The organism is Pannonibacter indicus, assembly GCF_001418225.1.
GTDB classification, from domain to species: domain Bacteria; phylum Pseudomonadota; class Alphaproteobacteria; order Rhizobiales; family Stappiaceae; genus Pannonibacter; species Pannonibacter indicus.
On sequence record NZ_LIPT01000005.1, the window covers coordinates 198,976 to 216,090 of the forward strand.

Genomic DNA, 17,115 nt, shown 5'->3' on the forward strand with positions numbered 1-17,115 from the left:
ATCATCACTCCCTCGACAACACTTGAACTCGTGGCCTTGCGCCTTCACGCTGCAGGCACTCCCGCGATCAGGCACTGCACGGCCACGCGGACGGCACCGCCGGTGAAGTTCCCGCCATTGGCCGACAGGCGCACGCTGGTGGGCGCATAGAAGGCGGTAGGGCCAATCACCCCCGCATTCTGCGCTCCGGCGCTGATGCCCAGAGCTCCGCCAAACTTCGATCTTTCGGAAGAAAGTCCGCAGTCGTAGGACGCTGCACCTGTGACTGTTGTGAGTGTCCGGCAGGAGACGGCAAAGACCACCGCCCGGTCCGGGATCAGGTCCGGCGCCTCCACATGAGCGCCGCTCATCCCTGAGAGCGTCGCCTCCAGCACGGAGAGACCCGCCGTCGCTCCGCCGCCGCTGCGTGCCAGCACCATCTGCGGGCCGAGCAGTGCGGCATAGTCCCGCCAGCCCCCGCCGGAAAAAACCAGCAGCCTGCCCTCGGACGCAAGAAACGCCCGCAGCCCCTCAAAGCCCGGATAAAACACCCACGCACCGCCACTGTAATGCGCCGCCTTGCCCTCGTGTCCGGTGAAATCCCCCCAGGCACCCGAGGCGACCAGAAAGGTATCGCCCTCTCCGGCAGAGGCAGGCGGCGCCTGCCGCTCCTCGATCAGCCGCAGATGCGCCAGCGCATCCAGCCGCGCCAGCGCCTCGTTGTGGGTTACGTGTTTCTGCGCCTGCGCTGCCGCAATCAGCGGCAGGCCCAGCCTTGCTGTCTCAGACATTCAACACCTCTTTCAGGAATGCGCCCGGCCCTGCTTCGGGCGAAATCTGGCAGACCCGCACCGCAAGGCTCGCCACCGGCCCGCCGAAATCGGCAACTTCATCCGCTGCTGGATAAACCAGACTGGTGGCCGTGCTGGTCAGCGACCGCAGAACGCTTCCGCCCGGGGCGGACAGAATGTCCACACGGTAGACTTCCGCCGTCTCGCCCAGCGGCACCTCGGCAAGGTCCCAGCTGTCGCCGCCCTTTCGGGTCCGCCGGATCCACGACAGGCGGATGCCTCCGCTCTCCCGTGATGCCCTCAGATGCACCGGCGCCAGCGGCAAGGCCGCCCGGCCGCTCGCCGCAAAGTCCACATCCCTCCGGGCTGCCGTGTCCAAAGCCGCACCGGCGGGCAGGATTCGATAGGTCAGCGAACGCCCCAGCAGATCCGCCTCCAGCGGCAGCACCCCTTGGGTGCCATCCAGCAGAACGATGACCGCACCGGCTTCAGCTCCAGCCGCCGCCTCTGCCTCGCTGCCCTTCTGCCCGCGCAGCAGCCCGGTCAGGCGGTACCGCCGCGTACCCATCAGCTGCGCATTGCGGAATTGCAGCAGCTCATATCCACCCGTCCGGCTCAGAACAGCCAGCGCATTGGCACCGGAAAGCACAGCTTCCGCACTGCGGCTCTGCATCAACCCGCCATGGATCTCCACCTCGCAGACGGAGGCCTCATCCCACCGCCACACCGGCCCCGGCGGCAGATCCGCCCTCAGCGTGCCCGTCGTGGCCGGCCGCTCCAGCCGCGCCACTTCCTCGAAACTGTCGCCCGTCCGGCTGCGCAGCACCGCCAGTTCCCCCGGCCAGGGCCGCGCAAAAGCCGCAACCACGGGAGAGAAGGCACCATCCGCGTCCTGCAGCAGCGGCAGGTCCATCATCACCACATGCGGCGGCCCCGCTTCCGTATCCTGCCAGACAGCCGCCCGGCTCTGCGGCGTGCGGGACACCGCCAGAACCGGCGCGCTGCGCACCGCCTCGATCTTCCGCGTCTGCGCAGTCTCGATCCGCTCGATCCGCAGACGCAGCGCAGGCGAGAACACCTGATCCGGCGTTTCCGCAATCTCCACCAGATCGCCCACCTGAAATCTGGCCTCTGTGGGCGGCAGGGAAAACTCCACCCGTTCGCGCTCCGCCCAGACCCGCTGCAAGCGCGCATCCGCCGCCTGCATCAGCACCACCGGATTGGCGGTCACGGCCAGATCCTGCGAACTCACCGTCCGGCTTCCTCCTTCCAGGCGGCGGCTGGCCACCACCTGCCGGCGGAAATCCTGCTGCGGGTCCTCGCCTGAAAGCCGGATCTCGCTCGCCAGCTCGGCATTCTGCGCCCGCACCCGGCTCAGCAGCGGCTGGTCTTCCGCCTCTTCTGCCAGCAGGTGCCCATCCAGTGCATGCACCCTGCCCGTCCCGGCAATGGCAAAGCGCAGCCGGTCCCCCAGATCCAGCGCCTGCCCGCCAAAGGCCTCCAGCAGCGGTTCGATGGCATCTCGCAAGGAAACCGGCCCCGCCAGCGTCATCCCCTCGATAACCGCCGCAGGCCCCAGCACGTCGCAAGCCTGACCATCGATGCCGAAATCCTCCAGCATCTGCCGTATCAATCCGGCAATACTCACCGAGCCAAGCCGCCCGTTAAGCCAGTGCCCGACCTCCCAGTTGCCCCCGTCCGACCAGACGTCGCCATAGACCGGAAAGGCCGGAAAGGGCCGCGCATCATAGGTCCAAAGATGCAGATTGGCCTCATCCACCATCCGCCCGCCATAGACGGGTGAGACTGGATTGTCCCCGCGCGCCAGCTCCGGATGACTGCCGCCCCAGTAGCTCAGCACCGCCTCCAGCCCCATCCGCTGCATGGCGTCGTCACGCGTTCCACTGGAAAAATGCGGCGGGGTGGATTCCGACGATTTCGGATCGACGAACACATTCGGCTGGTTCGCCCCCCGGTCAATCGCCGGAATGCCCAACTCGGTGAACCAGATGGGCTTGGACATGGGCACCCAGGCCGTCACCGCACCAAGCTCCACCCCGCCCACCCGCTCCACATGCGGGTTTTCCCACCAGCCCCGGATATCCTTGGCCCGGTAGACGAACGGCTTGCCATAGGCCCCATCGGTGATCGGCGTGCGCTGTCCGGCCCGCCGCTCCGCAGCCGAGCGGTAATACCAGTCGAAATACTCCCCGCCCGCCACTCCGGCCCGCAAGGCTTCAAGATCGTAGGGTGCCTCATCGTCTGCACCCTTCAGGTCCGTCAGCGGCAGGTAATTGTCGATGCCGACGAAATCCACCGCAGGGTCAGCCCACAGCGAATCCAGCGGAAACCGGACTTCGCCCTCATGTGGCTGATGCGCGCCATATTCGGACCAGTCCGCCGCATAGGAAATCTTCGTCCCGGCCCTCAGCACGCCGCGCACCTCTGCGGTCAGCGCTCTCAGTGCCGTCACGAAGGGATAGATGCCGCCGCCAGCGCTTGCCCTGGTCAGCCCGCGCATTTCCGAGCCGGTCAGAAAGGCATCAACACCGCCCGCCGCTTCCGCCAGATGCGCCAGATGCAGGATGAAACGCCGGTAGCCCCAGTCCTCCGCATTGCCGCTGAACCCGATCGCCTCGCCGCTCACACTGAAATGGGCGGGCATCGCGCTTCCCATGAAGGCCGCAACATCTGCCGCAACACTCCCCGAGGGCACGATCCGTCCGCGCCAGGGATAGACCGGCTGCGACGCGCCGCCCTCAGGCGCAGGCAGGCTGTTGCCAGCCGGGATATCCATGAGGATGAAGGGATAGAGCACCACCCTCAGCCCCCGGGCCTTCAGATCGCGGATGGCTGCAATCACGCTGGCATCACAAGGCGTTCCGCCAAAGGCTGGCCGCCCGTCAATCTGCGAAACAAGCTGCGCACCCGCTCGTGTCACCGGGCCCACCTGCCAGGTCATACCGGAGGTGTTGCGGCTCGCTGTCTCCACCTTCGGCCGGATGGAGCACTGTCCGGCTCTAAGGTCATCGCCGAACCAGGCCACCACGAGTGCCACGCTCTCCAGCGCCGGACACAGGACCTGCAACTCATCCAGTGCCGCGTGCCAGTCGCTGGCGGCGATGGATGTATGCCGGTTAACCACCACCGTCGTGCCGGTGGAGGGCTCGTCCGTGACCTTGGTGGGAGCATAGACAAACTCGCCCGCACCGGGGATCAGCGTCACAGCCTTCACCATCGGCTCCAGCCGCTCCACCACCCGCACCACCTCGAAGGAAAGCTGCGGCAGACGGTTGCCGAAGCTCTCCAGCGGCAGCCGCTCGAACACCACATAGGCCGTTCCGCGATAGGCCGGGGCCACACCCTGCACGGCTGTGATCAAGGGATCCGGCCCTTGCGTCCGCGTGCCCGTATAGATGCGGTGATTGATGCCGGTGAGATCCAGCAGCTTGCCATCGGCCCACACGCGCCCGATCCGCGCCACCGGCCCTTCGCACAGGGCCACGGCCAAATTGCCGTAATAGCTGTAGCTGCGGACCGTCGTGCGTGATCCGCCGCCCGCCTTTCCGCCGGAGGTCTCCTCGCTAACTTCCTCCTCGAAACGTGTCGCCCAGATCACCTGCCCCGCCAGCCGCACCCGGCCATAGATCAATGGCAGGGAGGCCCCCTCAACAGAGGACTGGACTGAAAGGTCGGCCAGCCGGCCGGACTCCACCGTCCGGCTGCTGCCGAACAGGGAATTGTCGATCAGACTCCCGGCCACAGCGCCCGCCGCGCGCCCCAGAATGCCACCGATGGCTCCAATTCCAGCCATGTTGCCAAGGGCCTGACCGGCCGCTGCAAGGATCAGGGTTGCCATGGCAGAACTCCGGGAAAGGAAAACACATGCGAAATGCGCCGCGACCACGCAGGCACCAGCGGGCTTTCGATCACGCCTGCCCGCTCATAGGCGTGGATCAGGCCGCCCGTTTCACTCAGGAGACCCGCGTGTTTCACTGGCGCTCCGTTGCGCCAGCGGAACAGCACCACATCGCCCGGCGCGCCAGTCCCTGACGCCGGCACAAGCCAGGTCCCGGCCGCCTTCAGCAAGCTCTCGCCCGCACTGCCCGCTTCCGCCCACTGCGGCGAATAGGCCGGCACAGGCACAGGCTCCGGCCCCACAAACTGGCGCCACAGCCCCCGGACAAGTCCAAGACAGTCGCACCCCACGCCCTTCAGCGAGGCCTGATGCCGGTAGGGTGTGCCGATCCAACTGCGCGCTTCGGCCAGCAACACCGCCCGTGAAATCCCGTCAGGAGACAATCGCCCCTCCATTGTTCTGGCCTGAATTGCGGTTCGGGTAGGACAGGACGAAATCCGTCCCCGGCATATGCGGAAAGCCCTGAAAGTTCAGCGCATTGGCGAATTTCGCCTGACAGGTGGCAAAACGCTTGTCACAGCCCGCCGTCACCGTGATGCCGGTCCCCGGCGCCAGCACCTGCGGCGCCGCCAGCCACAGCACCAGCTCCGCGCCCTCATCCGTCCGGCCGTGCCGGGCCACCTCGCAGGCAAAGCCCGCCAGCGCACCATTCGTCACCACCAGCCGCCCGCCGTCGAACCAGCCGACGGCGTAGGAATGAAGTCCTGACACCCGCAGCCGCCGTGCGTCATGCGAAAGGAGCACCGTTCCTGTTCCCCGAAAGGTGGCCGAGGCCAGATCCACGCCGCAGCGCGTATCCCCCAGATCCGCGTCACACTGGCCGGAGAACACCCGCCCCCGCCGCGCCTCCAGCGCCTGCGAAAGGCCGCGCAGTTCGGCCCGGAACACAAGCCCCGCCCGTGTCACCTCGCCGATCGTCGCCCGCCGCTCCAGGAGCACCTGCGAGGGATCAGCCCAGTTGACGAGATAGGCCCGCACCTCGGCCCCATCCCACAGCCCCGCCTCCAGTTCGGCGTCGCTCAGGCCCTCGCTCGTCAGGCTGCCGCTCACCTCGCCGCCACCAACGGCCAATCCCGGCCCTTCCGTCACCGCGCTGCGCTCCAGCCCGTTGGCCGGGTGGCACATCACGCCCTGCACGGTCAGCGCCCGGTCGTGGTCGGTGAAGCCAAGCGTCACCCCATCACTGCGCGTCACCAGCCAGCAGGCGCAAAGCGTCGTGATCCGGCCCGCCAGATGGGCGGCCAGTGCCTCGTCGATTGTTTTCATGGATGATTTTCCTGCTTCGCAGTACCGGCGCTTTCCGCAGCTCGCGGCAAAATTCCTAGAGCCGGATTTCCACCAGCGGAATGGCCGGCGCCTCGCCTGCCTCAAAGTGGGTCAGGCTGAAATCCAGCGTATCGGTGTCAAACCGCACCGGCACATCGAACAGGAACCCCGCCCGCACCCTCGCCCCGTTTGCAGGCGCGGCGGTCAGCACCACCTCGCCCGTCCCGGCATCAAAACTGAACGCCGCCGGAGCCAGCGCCACACCTTCCACGCTGACCTGCAGGCTTCCGGCAACCGGCAGCGTGATACTGCGCGTATAGGAAAGATTGCCTGTCCCGTAGGTCTTCACCAGCGCAAACCGGGTCCGCGATCCATCCCCCTGTCCCAGCAGACAATCTCCTGCCCCGGGCGCCCCCCCGGCCAAGGCAGAACTGTTGTCAAAGGGATCTCGGAACCGGAACCCGTAGAGCCGCCCCCTTGCCCGCTCGAAAAGCCCGGCGACCGCCCGCAGGTCCATCAAAGACCGCACGCCGGAGCCCGCATCATAGCGCCTGCGGCTGTCCGCCCATCTGGCGTTTCGCGCTTCCTGACCGCTCGCCAGCTGTACCACCTCGGTCCGGCGTTCCGGCCCGCCTCTGGCACCAAAGGTCACCGGCAATGGAAAACTCTCATCCAGAAATCCAGCCACGGCATGCTCCCCCGTGTTCTTGCGGTTTTTTGATCTTGCTCAAAGACGGTTCCGGGTCGCCCGGCCATGGTCAGCACACATAAGGAGGACCTGAATGAGCCACGTTGCCCACGAACTTCATGAGGAATTTCCGGAGGCGGCCGGGGCGCTTCACGCGTTGAAGCTGTCCAACGCCCACTTTGCGAAACTGGCCGACGATTATCATGAAGTGAACAGGGAGCTTCACAGGATCGAGAGCGGCATTGCTCCTGCCTCTGATGAAGCTACGGAAGACCTCAAGAAGAAACGCCTTCACCTGAAGGACCAGATTGCAGCCATGCTGGCTGCCTGAAGTTTACAGATGCAAGCATCGGCCGGTCCGGTATCTCACCTGACCGGCCAATGTTTCCCGGGAACACCGGCCATTGAGCCCCTCCTCTTCAAGCCGGTGTTAGAGCCCGCGCCGTCCCCGTCCGACGGCGCGGGCCACCATTGCCGACACTTGCGCTTCCGACCTGCGGAAACTGGGCGCATCCGGCGTGGTCACGTTGACGACCACCGTTCCCCCGCCATTGCCGCCAGGTCCAGCCACCCCCAGCCGCCCGTCCACGCCGCGCTGCAAGGGCAAAATGGCCTCTGCCCCTGCCTCTCCCATCAGGCCAAGCCCGCTGCCATGACCGAAAAAGGTCGGTGAGGACACCACGCCCCCATCTGCGAACAACGATACACCGGAGCTGAACAGCCCGGACACACCACTTGCAACGCTTGAGGCTGCCGAACCCAGCAGGCTGCTCACTGCACTTCCCGCCAGGTTTGTCAGCGGTGCCAGCGCGCTGGAAAGCGTCCGCGACGACAGGCTCAGAACCATCGACTTCATCACGCTGTCGAGTGACTTTCCGCTAACCACCGCCGTTCGAAGTCCGGCATTCAGCACGCGGGAGAAGTCGCCCGCTGTCCTCTGCATGTCCTGCATCTACTGGGCCATGCGGTCGAGGTCCGCGCTCCCCGCACCAATCAGGCTGTCGTCTGCCATCCAGTTCCTCCTTCATCCGGAAAACGCTGTATCAGCGCCTCCAGCCCACGGCGGTTGAGAGCGCCCGCTCCCCGCCGGAGGCCCAGCGCGAAGGCCAGTTCACGCGGCGTCGCGGCCCAGGTTCCGGCCGGACTCCAGCCGAGGCGCCCCATGGCGGCATGAAGCACCGCCTCCCATGGAAACGCCCCGGCCCCGCCCGCCGCAGCCTTCTGCCCCGCGCCGCCCCTCAAGGGTGCGTGGGGGCCCCTGCTGCCTCCGCCATCTCATCGTCACTGCCAAAGGTGATCCGCAGCAGATCTGCCGCAATCGCCGCGAAACCGGCAACGCCGCCGGGCGCCCGCATCATCGCCACCTGCTCGTCGGAAACGCTGTTGCCCGCCCCGCGCAGCCCCGCACCAAGGACGCGGATGATGTCCCGCGCCGCCAGCCGCCCGCTGGCAAAGCGCTCCACCAGCCCCTGCAGATCCTCGCAGGCAAAGGCCGCCTCCAGTTCCGCCAGCGCGCCCAGCGTCAGCACCAGCGTCCATTCCCGCCCGTCCAGCATGGCGCTGATTTCGCCTCTCAGCCGGTTCGTCATCACCGCCGTTCCCCTCAAAGGGCCGTAAAGGCCAGTTCGCCCGCCGACTCGAGAGCGATTTCATAGGTCACCTCTCCGTCGTGCTGTCCGGCATATTCCAGCGCCGAAATCTGGAACGGCCCCTGAAGCGTGCCGAAATCCGGGATCACCACCTGAAAGGCCCGTATCTCGCCACTGAAGAACAGCGCCCGCGCCGTCTCGTCCGCACTGGCATCACGGAAAAGGCCAGAGCCCGAGATGCTGGCGCTGCGGGTGCCAGCCCCGGCCAGCAATTCCCGCCAGCGCCCGGCGCTGTCCGCATTGGTGATGTCCACCGCCGCCGCATTGAGCGCGATCCTGCGGGCCCGAAGCCCCGCCAGTGTCACAAAGGAATTGCCGCTGCCCGTGCCGAGCTTCAGCAAAAGGTCACGTCCACGCTGCGCCGCCATTGCGCGCTCCTTGCCGTTTGATGTGTTGCAGTCAGTCTTCCGGGCCGGTCACGGCGCGCAGGCGCAATGCCGCCCGCCAGCTCCGCCCGTCCCTCAGCCGTTCGCTGGCAGTCTCGACGGCCCGCAGGTCAGCCAGATGCCAGCCGTTCAGACTGAGGCTGGAACCGAAGAGCGCCGCAGCCGCAGCCATCACGCCCTTCACCGCCTCATCGCGGCTGTCCGCGCGGGAGTAGAGCGCCAGCACCACCTGATGCTCCATGCCCTCGTCCGGCTCACCGGCCAAAGGCCGGGACGTGATGCTCTCCAGCGTCAGATAGGGATGCGCCGCACTGCGCGGCGCCCCGTCATGCACGTGCCCCGCGCCGAGAAGCAGCGTCAGGTCTGCGTCAGTTGAAAGCCTGGCAATCAGCGCGTCGCGCAGCGCCATTTCGCCGGTCATGCCTCTTCCTCCTCGCACAGGCACTGGGTCCAGCGCCGCCGCCCGTCCGGGTCCGCCGCCGCCAGCACGCGGTAGCTCTTCGCCCCGTCAGCGATGCGCCACCCGCCTGCAATGTCTTCGCGGTGCCGCAGGCGGATTTCATGCGTTGCCACGCCATCGGCCCGGGCATCACTCGCCCGCTCTGCCTGGCTGCGCAGCCGCACCGCCGCATGATCGGCGCCCATGTCCTCAAAGCTTGTCTGCGCCGCGCCCCCGGCATCCGCCGTCCGCTCCGGCTTCCACAGCCGCACCAGACGGCGCAGATCCCCTGCCCCGCTCACAGCAGCACCAGACGATAGGTGGAAAGCAGCCGGTCCAGCGCCTGCGGCATGGTGCCGTTGCCGAATTCGACGGAGGCCTCCCGGTTCTCGTACCAATGCGCCGCCAGCAGCAGGATTGCCTGCCGCAAAGGCTCCGGCACCGACGAACCATCAGCCCCGTATCCGGCAATGAACTCGATCTGGATCCCGTTCACCGGCTCAACCGGCCCCATTCCCGGCGCCGCCCTGAGGCTTCCCGGCTCGGAACCGCGGTAGAACCGCCAGGCACCGGACGGCAGCGGCTGCAGCACCCCGTCCCCGTCCATCAGGCTCACCGCCAGCACGTCCTGCACCGGCCCCACCGGCAGGCGCACCACCCGCCCTGCAGGCCAGGCATCCAGCACCACCTGAAGCGTCTGTGTGATCAGCGCCCGCCGCGTCAGGCCCTCCACATGCTGGCGCGCCGCCTTGATGTAATGCTCCAGCAGGGCATCTTCCTGCGTGTGAACAAGGCGCACCTGCGCCCGCAGTTCAGCCACGCTCACCGGCTCCACCGCTGGCGGGCTCGTCACCATATGGGTCATCTTGTCCTCGGAAAATCACGCCACCCGCGCGGCCAGAAAAAGACGGGCAGAAAAAAGGCCGCCCCGGTCTGCCGGGACGGCCCATCCTCATCTCATCGGCTCAGCCTGTCCTCAGGCGGAGAACACCAGCAGCTTGATGGCCGCGAAGTCCTGCACGCCACCACCGACGCGCTTGGTCGTGTAGAAGAGCACATAGGGCTTGGCCGAGTAGGGATCACGCAGGATGCGCACGCCCGTGCGGTCCACCACCAGATAGCCGCGGCGGAAATCACCGAAGGCAATTGCCGCAGCTCCCGTGGCAATATCCGGCATCGCCTTCGCCTCGCTGACCGGGAAGTTCAGCAGGGTCGCCGGCGCATCGGAACTTACCGGCGGCTGCCACAGGTAGTTGCCGTCAGCATCCTTCATCTTGCGCACCGCCGCCTGCGTGCGCCGGTTCATGACGAAGCGCCCGTTCTGCCGGTAGCCGCTCTTCAGCGCATAGACGAGGTCGATCAGCTTGTCCGCCGGGCTGGTGGCGGCAAAAGCGGCATTGACACCGGTGTTGAGCGTCCCAAGCGAGCCCCAGGCCCAGGCACTGTCCGCAAGGCGCGGCACCGACAGGAAGCCAACCGGCTTGTTCACCCCGTCGCCATTGACGAAGGCCGCGCCCTCCTGCTCGGCAAAGGCGGTTTCCACCTCCTCGGCAAGCCACTCATCCACATTCACCGCCGCATCCTCCAGCAGCGAGGCAGTGGCCGCCGGCATGGCATAGAGCTCCATCGCCGGGAAGGTCAGCTCAGCCAGCGCCGGAGCGGCCGTCTGCGGCCGTGCTGCGGTCTCGCCCACCCAGCCGGTCTGCGGGCCGGAGATGGCGAATGGCTTCTTGAACACACTCGACGACACCTGCCGGTTGCCCGCAATGGCACGGATCGGCGAGACAGCCGCAAGGCGGCTCAGGATGCCCGCTTCCGTCTCTTCCGGCACCAGATAGCCGCCATCAGGATCCGAGCCGATGGACATGGCCTTCACCTCCAGCGGCCGGAGCCCCTCCTCGCGGCCGGAGCGCATGTAGCCCTCGAAGGCGGCCTTGTGCTCCAGCACCTGTGTGCTGCCTTCAAAGCTCTTGTGGCTCAGCTCAGGGCGGCGGCTCTTCAGCGACAGCTCGTCAAGGCGGCGGCGGGTGGCATCCAGCGCCGTATCCAGCCGGTCCAGCCTCTCCAGCGTCAGCACATCGGCCGAACCGCGCCGCTCGATATCCGAAAGCCGCTCCTCGTTGGCCTCACGGTAGGCCGCGAAGGCCGCATACATCTCGTTCAGCGGATGCTCGCCGGAAACGGACGGAGCAGCGCCCGCCTTGGTCTCATAGGGCGGCAGGCTCTTGGTCTCAAGGCCGTGATCCACTGTCATGCCGTTCATCTCGCAATCCATCATGCGTCTCCAGTTGCAGAAGAGGACAGAGACGGCACGGGCTTCAGCCGCGCCGCATCCAGCAGCGGAAAGGTCACCAGCGACACTTCCCAGAGATCGATCTCAGCCAGCCGCCGCAGCGCGCCGCCTGCCATTTTCTGAGCCTTGATCGCCCGGAACCCGATGGAGAGGCCATCCAGAGCCCCCGCCGTGATCAGCAGCGCCGCCTCCCGCCCAAGCTCCAGCCCGGTCAGCAGCCGCCCGGCCACATAAAGGCCCAGCTGGTCCTCCTCGATCCGGTCCCAGATGCCGATGGGGCGCGACGGGTCATGCTGCCAGAGCATGCGGACGCCGGAGGCGCCCCGGCGGCCCAGCGCCGTCCGGAACGCCCCCTTGGCCACCACGTCGCCGCCGCCATCACTCAGGTTGAACAGGCTGGCATAGCCCGCGATCCGCAAGGCGGGCTCACCGGCAGAAGCAGCCGCCAGGCGCTTGAGGCGAGCCTTCATGAGGCCCTCCCGTCACCGGTCCGCTCACCAGCTCCGGCCAGCTGCGCCAGACGGCAGACAAAGGCCGCAAAAACAAAGCGGTGGTGGCAGCGGTTACCCGTGTGTTTGGGCAAGCTTGAGCCCTCGCGGCGGGCATCCGGTGCCCGCCCTCGCAAAAATCCCAGCAATGTCATGAGGTTCTTCCCTCTTTTGTCCGGTTTGATTCCGGACGAGGCTTTTCTGACGCACGTCAGATGCTTCACATCCTGAGTCCGGAATACCGTACCGGCCAATTTCACCCAGGGTCAGAATGAAGCCCGTTCCATGAGTCATTCCAACGCTCTGCCTGCATCCCTTCAACCCGCATCACGGTCGTTGAAGATCTGATTCAAGCGGTCGATCTCATCAACGAAGTCGCCGAAACGCCGGTTGCAGGCCGCCAGTTCCTTCAGCAGTGCAACGGCCAGCGCCGAGGCGGAAGCCGCCCAAAGGAACAGCGCCAGATGCGCCAGGTCGCCCCGTTCGATGACGGCCTGCGTCACCCCGCTCATGCCCCGGCCTCGCCGCCTTCCGTGCCGTATCCGACCGCCTGCCGCTTCTCGTCCCGGCTCAGAAAGTCCGCTTCCCCCACCCGCCGCCACAGCGCTTCGCGCTCGGTGGACAAGGCATCAATGGCATCCATATCCGGCTCCAGCTTCAACCCCTCGCCGAAGGCAGGCCCCAGCCAGGCTGAAAGGCTCAGTGCGGTTCTGCGCACCATCGGCAGCACGCTCTGCCGCCAGAAGGCCCGGTTGGCTTCCTGATAGTTGGCGAAGGTATTGTCGCCCGGAATGCCGATCAGCATCGGCGGCACGCCGAAGGCCAGCGCGATCTCCCGCGCCGCCTCGCGCTTGGCCTCGATGAAGTCCATGTCCTTTGGCGTCAGTCCCATGGGCCGCCAGTCCAGCCCGCCTTCCAGCAACAGCGGGCGCCCCGCATTGCGCGCACCCTGATAGCCCGCCTCCAGCTCCGCCTTCAGCCGCTCAAACTGGTCCGCCGAGAGGTTCACTCCCTCCCCCGCCCCATAGACCAGCGCGCCGGAGGGCCGCGCCGCATTGTCCAGCAGCGCCTTGTTCCAGCCCGACGCCGCATTGTGGATGTCGAGGCTCACCTGCGCCGCCTCGATGGGCGCAAAGCCATAGTGATCGGAAAGCGGATGAAACAGCTTCAACTGCCGCACCTGCGCCGGCTCTCCCGCCCCCCCGCTTTCGCCAGACAACCGCACCGTCCTTGCGCCGCTGCTGTAGTCGAAGGCCGCCGGCCAGCCGTCAGCTCCCGGCACCACCTTCACCCGGTCCGGGCGCAGCGCATGCAGCTCGCGGGGGCTGCCGTCCAGCGGCACCTGCTCCACATAGGCATTGCCCGCCGTCAGCAGATGACCATAGACCTGCTCGAGGAAATCCGGTCCGCTCTGTCCCGGATTGGGCTGCCCCAGCAGCGCGAGCAGCGGATGGCGCACCAGCTCCTCTTCCCCCTCGAACAGCAGCAGCGGCACGCTCGCCGCTGCCTCGCTCACCATGCGGATCACCCGGTAGACCACCGGGTTCCGGCAATAACCTTCGCGGGACAGGGCGCCATAGTCACGCGGGCTCCAGACGGGCCTCCCCGCCGTCTGCCAGGCGATCACCGGCGCCGTTCTTGAAGCTTTCTCTTCAACCGCAGGCGCCTTGCGAAAAGAGTCCAGAAGCCATCGCAAGTTCATGATTTCAGACTCCTTTTTGCGCCGTCTTCACGTGATGAGTCAGCGTCTTGAGACTGTGATTCAGTGCAGGAGAATTCGTGCGGAGGGTTAAAGCTGGCGCAGGCGCGGCTCTGCCCGCCCGCCCATTAGCAGCTCCGTCAGCGCCCAAACCAGCGCATCCATCCGGTCCGGCGAATGCCCGCTGGAAAGACCCGAAGGCCCGAAGTCGGCCATCTCGTCTTCCAGCTCCGGCATGGTGCCAACGTGGTGCACCCGCCCCTGCTCGTAGAAAAGCGCCACCGGCTCGGCCCGTGCAAACTTGCCCCGGCTCGCGCGGACAGACTTTACCGGTACAGTGGGGTCCGCCGCATGGATCACCTCCCGCACCATGTCACCGCCCTGGTTCACCTCCGCCACAAGGCAGTCCGCCTGATGGTGATGCCACAAGGCCACCGCCTTCGCCGCCCAGTCGGAAGGGTGCGCCTGTGCCATGCTATGATCCCCCAGCACATAGGCCTGCCCGGCATCTGTGATGCCTGCTGCCACCAGCCCGCAGGCGTCCGACCGCTTGGTCGCACTCGCAGGCGGATCAATGGCAATGACGATGCGGGCGAAACTCTCCGGCGCCCGGCTCACCCGGCAGGCCTCCAGCAGGTCCCGCCGCCACAGCGCACCGGGCCGGTCCTCGATCAGCTCGCCGTCCAGCTCCTGCCGCCCCAGACGCGTGCCCGCATAACGGGCCACCACCTGCTCCAGAAATCCCGGCGCCAGAAACAGCGCATTGTCCCGCGTCCCCGCCCGGCTCAGCACCGTTGCCGGCATCTCCATGATGCGCTTCAGCAGCGGCACCGCACGCGGTGTCGTCGTCACCAGCTGCCGGGGCCGCAGCCCCAGTCTCAGTCCGAATTGCAGCATGTCGAAAGTCTCCTCGCCGTGGCGCCACTTGGCCAGTTCATCGGCCCAGGCGATGTCAAATTGCGGCCCGCGCAGGGCCTCCGGGTCTTCCGAGGAAAAGGCCTGTGCAATGGAGCCGTTCGGCCACTCCAGCCGCCTGCGGCTGGCATTCCACTGCGGCCGCTCTGTCTTGGGGTGAATGGCGAGCAGGCCCGAGACCCCCTCGATCATCACCTCCCGCACATCGCCATAGGTTTCCCCCACCAGGGCGATCCGGCCGGCAGGTCCGTACGGCGCGCACCAGCGGTGGCCCAGCGCCATCGCCCGCACCCATTCGGCCCCCGCCCGCGTCTTGCCCGCCCCGCGTCCGCCCATCATCAGCCAGATGCCCCAGTCCCCTTCGGGCGGCAGCTGGTGCTCATGGGCGAAGGTCGGCCAGTCATGCAGCAGAAACGCCATCTCCGCCGGGGTCAGGCTGTCCAGCACCGTGCCGATCCGCCCCGCCGTCCGGCAGGCTGCCAAGGCGGCGCGCAAGTTCCTCGCGCATCTGTTCGGGATCGCCTGTTTCATCCGCCTCCCCGCTCTGGTCCCTGTGCAATTCCAGCAGCGTGTCGAGCGTCCGGGCCAGGCTCGCCAGTGTCTTGGCGCCCTGATCCATCTCGGTCAGCTTCAGCTCGCCCTTGGCCAGTCCCGCCAGCCGCTCTTCCAGCTGCGCCACCTGCGCCTCGAAGGCCCGGTAGAGCCGGACCACCATCACGCCCCGCGCCTCAGGCCCCGCTGCCGCAAAAGCCGCCGCATCCAGCGAAAGCGCCACAGCCTCTGCCGCGCCCTTCGCCGTCCGCTTGCGCCGCACCGGCGCCTTGGCCACTGCCTCGGCTTTCAGCCCTTCTCCACCTGCCTCGGGTGGAGAAGCTGCCGCCTTGCAGCTGCGCGTAGCCTTGCGCGCTGCAAGCACACGTGTCCCATCCCTGCCCGGCCCGTCCGCCGTTGCATCCCCAGTCATCCCGCCGTCTCCGGAGTGTTCAAAACGCGCGTGCAGCGCTCACAGGCAAACCGCCTGCACCAGTCTCATAAGCCGGTGCAGGCCGCAGCCTGCCCGGGCTCTTTCCAGCTCAAACAAAAAGCGGGCCACCCAGCCCTCGCTGGCGCCCGCCAAAATCTTCATCCGAATTCTATCCCTCACCGGTCCACGTCAGCCTAAACTGCCACTGAACCCAGATGCGCGCCGCAGCTGCACTTTTCGGATCATGACAAAACCCTACCCAAACAGCGTGCGGGTGTCAAGGATTATTTTCCTATTCCATTGCAAGAAAAAACCGGCCCAGGTCAGGGGCCGGTTTCAAATCTCTGAGCCTCAGGCAATCCTGCGCGACATTTCCCGTACTTCAGACGTCGCCTGCGCAATGCGTTGCGAGGAGTTTCTGATATCATCCATACTGGATGTGATCGACTGCACGCCTGTCGAGGCCGCCTGCATGTTGTGCGAAATATCCCGTGTCACCGATGTCTGCTGCTCCACAGCAGCGGCAATCGTAGACGAGATATTCCGGATACTCTCGATCGTCGCCAGAATGGAGCCAATTGCGTTGCCGGCACGGTCTGCAGAGCTTTGCACCGAGGCAATCTGCGCCGCAATGTCCTCCGTCGCCTTGCTGGTTTGGGACGCGAGGTTCTTCACTTCCGAAGCCACCACCGCAAAGCCCTTGCCTGCCTCACCGGCACGCGCAGCCTCAATGGTGGCGTTGAGCGCCAGAAGGTTGGTCTGACCGGCAATCGCTTCAATCAGTTCCAGAACCTCGCCGATTTTCTGCGAGTTGGCATTCAGCCCTTCCATGATCTGGCGGGACTGGGCCGCCTCTTCTGCCGCCTGCGCAGAAATTTCGCTCGCCTGGTTCACCTGACGGCTGATTTCGGCAATCGAAGCCACCAGTTCCTCAGATGCCGCGGCAACAGTCTGAACATTGCTGGACGTGTTCGATGACGCAGCCGAAACCTCGCGGATCTGGCTATTGGCAATATCCACCTCACCGGCAATATTCGCCAGTTCTGCCACGATCTGCCGCTGGATTTCTTCGCGCTCCATCCGCCTGCGGACAGCTTCAGTCCGATCCACGGCAAACTTGACGACCTTCACGACATGCCCAGCCTCATCGAAGACCGGATTGTAACTTGCGGCGATGTAGATATCCACGCCCCCCTTGCCAAGGCGATGGAAATCGCCGGCCCGGAACTTTCCCTGGCTCAGACTTTCCCAGAATGCCCGGTAGTCTGCACTCTTGGCCTCTTCCGGAGGCATGAACATGCTGTGATGGCGCCCCTTGATCTCATCCAGGCGGTAGCCGACCGTTTTCAGGAAGTTCTCGTTAGCCTCGACGATCGTGCCATCCGGCTCGAATTCAATGATGGCGTTCGAGCGGTTGATGGCCGAGAGTTTGCTGCCTGTCTCCAGCGCCGTGATCCACCCCCATTGAACGGGTCCACCTTGAAGTATGGTTTTGACCCTGAAGGAGGACCACAATGGCAAACAAGCGACACAAGCCCGACGAGATCGTCACGAAGCTTCGGCAGGTTGAGGTTTTGCGCGGCCAAGGCATGGCGATGGCGGATGCCGTTCGCCAGATCGGCGTTTCCGAGCTGACGTT

Annotated in this window: 20 protein-coding genes and 1 pseudogene; 2 read left to right on the forward strand and 19 right to left on the reverse strand. The window is 66.1% G+C overall.

From position 1 onward, the window contains the following. Window positions 1-44: 44 nt before the first annotated feature. Genes ASC48_RS10345 through ASC48_RS10365 form a run of 5 tightly spaced genes read right to left on the reverse strand, consistent with a single transcriptional unit; the run spans window position 45 to window position 6,643 of the window. Window positions 45-770 carry a DUF2793 domain-containing protein gene (locus tag ASC48_RS10345; RefSeq protein WP_055455672.1) on the reverse strand — a complete coding sequence of 242 codons (726 nt, stop codon included), beginning with the start codon at window positions 768-770 and terminating at the stop codon, window positions 45-47. After that, entirely contained in the window at window positions 763-4,629 is a 3,867-nt protein-coding gene (locus tag ASC48_RS10350; protein WP_055455673.1) for a baseplate multidomain protein megatron, read from the reverse strand. The genes ASC48_RS10345 and ASC48_RS10350 overlap by 8 nt, the downstream gene beginning before the upstream one ends. Further along, window positions 4,617-5,072, reverse strand: coding sequence for an NlpC/P60 family protein (locus ASC48_RS10355; protein ID WP_082440074.1), 456 nt, complete (start codon window positions 5,070-5,072; stop codon window positions 4,617-4,619). Before ASC48_RS10355 ends, ASC48_RS10350 begins: the two co-directional genes overlap by 13 nt. Next, window positions 5,062-5,955, reverse strand: a complete 894-nt coding sequence (locus ASC48_RS10360; RefSeq protein WP_055455675.1) for a DUF2163 domain-containing protein — start codon at window positions 5,953-5,955, stop codon at window positions 5,062-5,064. Before ASC48_RS10360 ends, ASC48_RS10355 begins: the two co-directional genes overlap by 11 nt. 55 nt (window positions 5,956-6,010) lie before the next feature. After that, window positions 6,011-6,643 (reverse strand): DUF2460 domain-containing protein, encoded by a 633-nt coding sequence (locus tag ASC48_RS10365; RefSeq protein WP_055455676.1) that lies wholly within the window; start codon window positions 6,641-6,643, stop codon window positions 6,011-6,013. A gap of 94 nt (window positions 6,644-6,737) precedes the next feature. Between ASC48_RS10365 and ASC48_RS10370 the strand changes: the two genes are divergently transcribed. Continuing rightward, the gene (locus ASC48_RS10370) at window positions 6,738-6,974 is read left to right on the forward strand and encodes an HP1242/YdcH family protein (RefSeq protein WP_055455677.1); all 237 of its coding nucleotides are present in this window, start codon (window positions 6,738-6,740) and stop codon (window positions 6,972-6,974) included. Between the two features lie 99 nt (window positions 6,975-7,073). Here ASC48_RS10370 and ASC48_RS10375 read toward each other — a convergent pair whose 3' ends face one another. The 14 genes from ASC48_RS10375 to ASC48_RS10440 form a co-directional block, all read right to left on the reverse strand. Then, window positions 7,074-7,586, reverse strand: coding sequence for a phage tail tape measure protein (locus tag ASC48_RS10375; RefSeq protein WP_425270019.1), 513 nt, complete (start codon window positions 7,584-7,586; stop codon window positions 7,074-7,076). A 50-nt stretch (window positions 7,587-7,636) separates the two neighbouring features. Beyond that, the gene (locus tag ASC48_RS10380) at window positions 7,637-7,885 is read right to left on the reverse strand and encodes a phage tail assembly chaperone (protein ID WP_055455679.1); all 249 of its coding nucleotides are present in this window, start codon (window positions 7,883-7,885) and stop codon (window positions 7,637-7,639) included. Beyond that, window positions 7,882-8,232, reverse strand: a complete 351-nt coding sequence (locus ASC48_RS10385; RefSeq protein WP_055455680.1) for a gene transfer agent family protein — start codon at window positions 8,230-8,232, stop codon at window positions 7,882-7,884. Before ASC48_RS10385 ends, ASC48_RS10380 begins: the two co-directional genes overlap by 4 nt. A gap of 14 nt (window positions 8,233-8,246) precedes the next feature. After that, a complete protein-coding gene (locus ASC48_RS10390) occupies window positions 8,247-8,660 on the reverse strand; it encodes a phage major tail protein, TP901-1 family (protein ID WP_055455681.1) in 414 nt (137 codons plus the stop codon). 31 nt (window positions 8,661-8,691) lie between these two features. Then, on the reverse strand, window positions 8,692-9,099 hold the full coding sequence (locus ASC48_RS10395) for a DUF3168 domain-containing protein (protein WP_055455682.1): 408 nt from the start codon (window positions 9,097-9,099) through the stop codon (window positions 8,692-8,694). Further along, window positions 9,096-9,419: a phage head closure protein gene (locus tag ASC48_RS10400; RefSeq protein WP_050471122.1), complete on the reverse strand. Its 324-nt coding sequence runs from the start codon at window positions 9,417-9,419 to the stop codon at window positions 9,096-9,098. Before ASC48_RS10400 ends, ASC48_RS10395 begins: the two co-directional genes overlap by 4 nt. Beyond that, complete coding sequence (locus tag ASC48_RS10405; RefSeq protein WP_055455683.1) at window positions 9,416-9,982, reverse strand: head-tail connector protein; 567 nt, start codon at window positions 9,980-9,982, stop codon at window positions 9,416-9,418. Before ASC48_RS10405 ends, ASC48_RS10400 begins: the two co-directional genes overlap by 4 nt. Before the next feature lie 111 nt (window positions 9,983-10,093). Beyond that, window positions 10,094-11,380, reverse strand: coding sequence for a phage major capsid protein (locus ASC48_RS10410; RefSeq protein WP_244270041.1), 1,287 nt, complete (start codon window positions 11,378-11,380; stop codon window positions 10,094-10,096). 11 nt (window positions 11,381-11,391) lie between these two features. Then, window positions 11,392-11,880, reverse strand: a complete 489-nt coding sequence (locus ASC48_RS10415) for an HK97 family phage prohead protease (protein ID WP_055455684.1) — start codon at window positions 11,878-11,880, stop codon at window positions 11,392-11,394. A 335-nt stretch (window positions 11,881-12,215) separates the two neighbouring features. After that, complete coding sequence (locus ASC48_RS10420) at window positions 12,216-12,410, reverse strand: hypothetical protein (protein WP_019962746.1); 195 nt, start codon at window positions 12,408-12,410, stop codon at window positions 12,216-12,218. After that, a complete protein-coding gene (locus ASC48_RS10425) occupies window positions 12,407-13,600 on the reverse strand; it encodes a phage portal protein (protein ID WP_055455685.1) in 1,194 nt (397 codons plus the stop codon). Before ASC48_RS10425 ends, ASC48_RS10420 begins: the two co-directional genes overlap by 4 nt. Before the next feature lie 87 nt (window positions 13,601-13,687). Further along, window positions 13,688-14,932: a DNA-packaging protein gene (locus ASC48_RS10430; protein WP_055455709.1), complete on the reverse strand. Its 1,245-nt coding sequence runs from the start codon at window positions 14,930-14,932 to the stop codon at window positions 13,688-13,690. Next, window positions 14,913-15,476: a hypothetical protein gene (locus ASC48_RS20100; RefSeq protein ID WP_055455686.1), complete on the reverse strand. Its 564-nt coding sequence runs from the start codon at window positions 15,474-15,476 to the stop codon at window positions 14,913-14,915. The genes ASC48_RS10430 and ASC48_RS20100 overlap by 20 nt, the downstream gene beginning before the upstream one ends. Window positions 15,477-15,827: 351 nt before the next feature. Continuing rightward, window positions 15,828-16,991, reverse strand: a complete 1,164-nt coding sequence (locus ASC48_RS10440; protein WP_208975648.1) for a methyl-accepting chemotaxis protein — start codon at window positions 16,989-16,991, stop codon at window positions 15,828-15,830. Here ASC48_RS10440 and ASC48_RS19955 point away from each other — a divergent pair. After that, window positions 16,991-17,115: pseudogene (locus ASC48_RS19955) on the forward strand (IS3 family transposase); the annotation flags it as partial. The gene ASC48_RS10440 and the pseudogene ASC48_RS19955 sit on opposite strands and share 1 nt — an antisense overlap.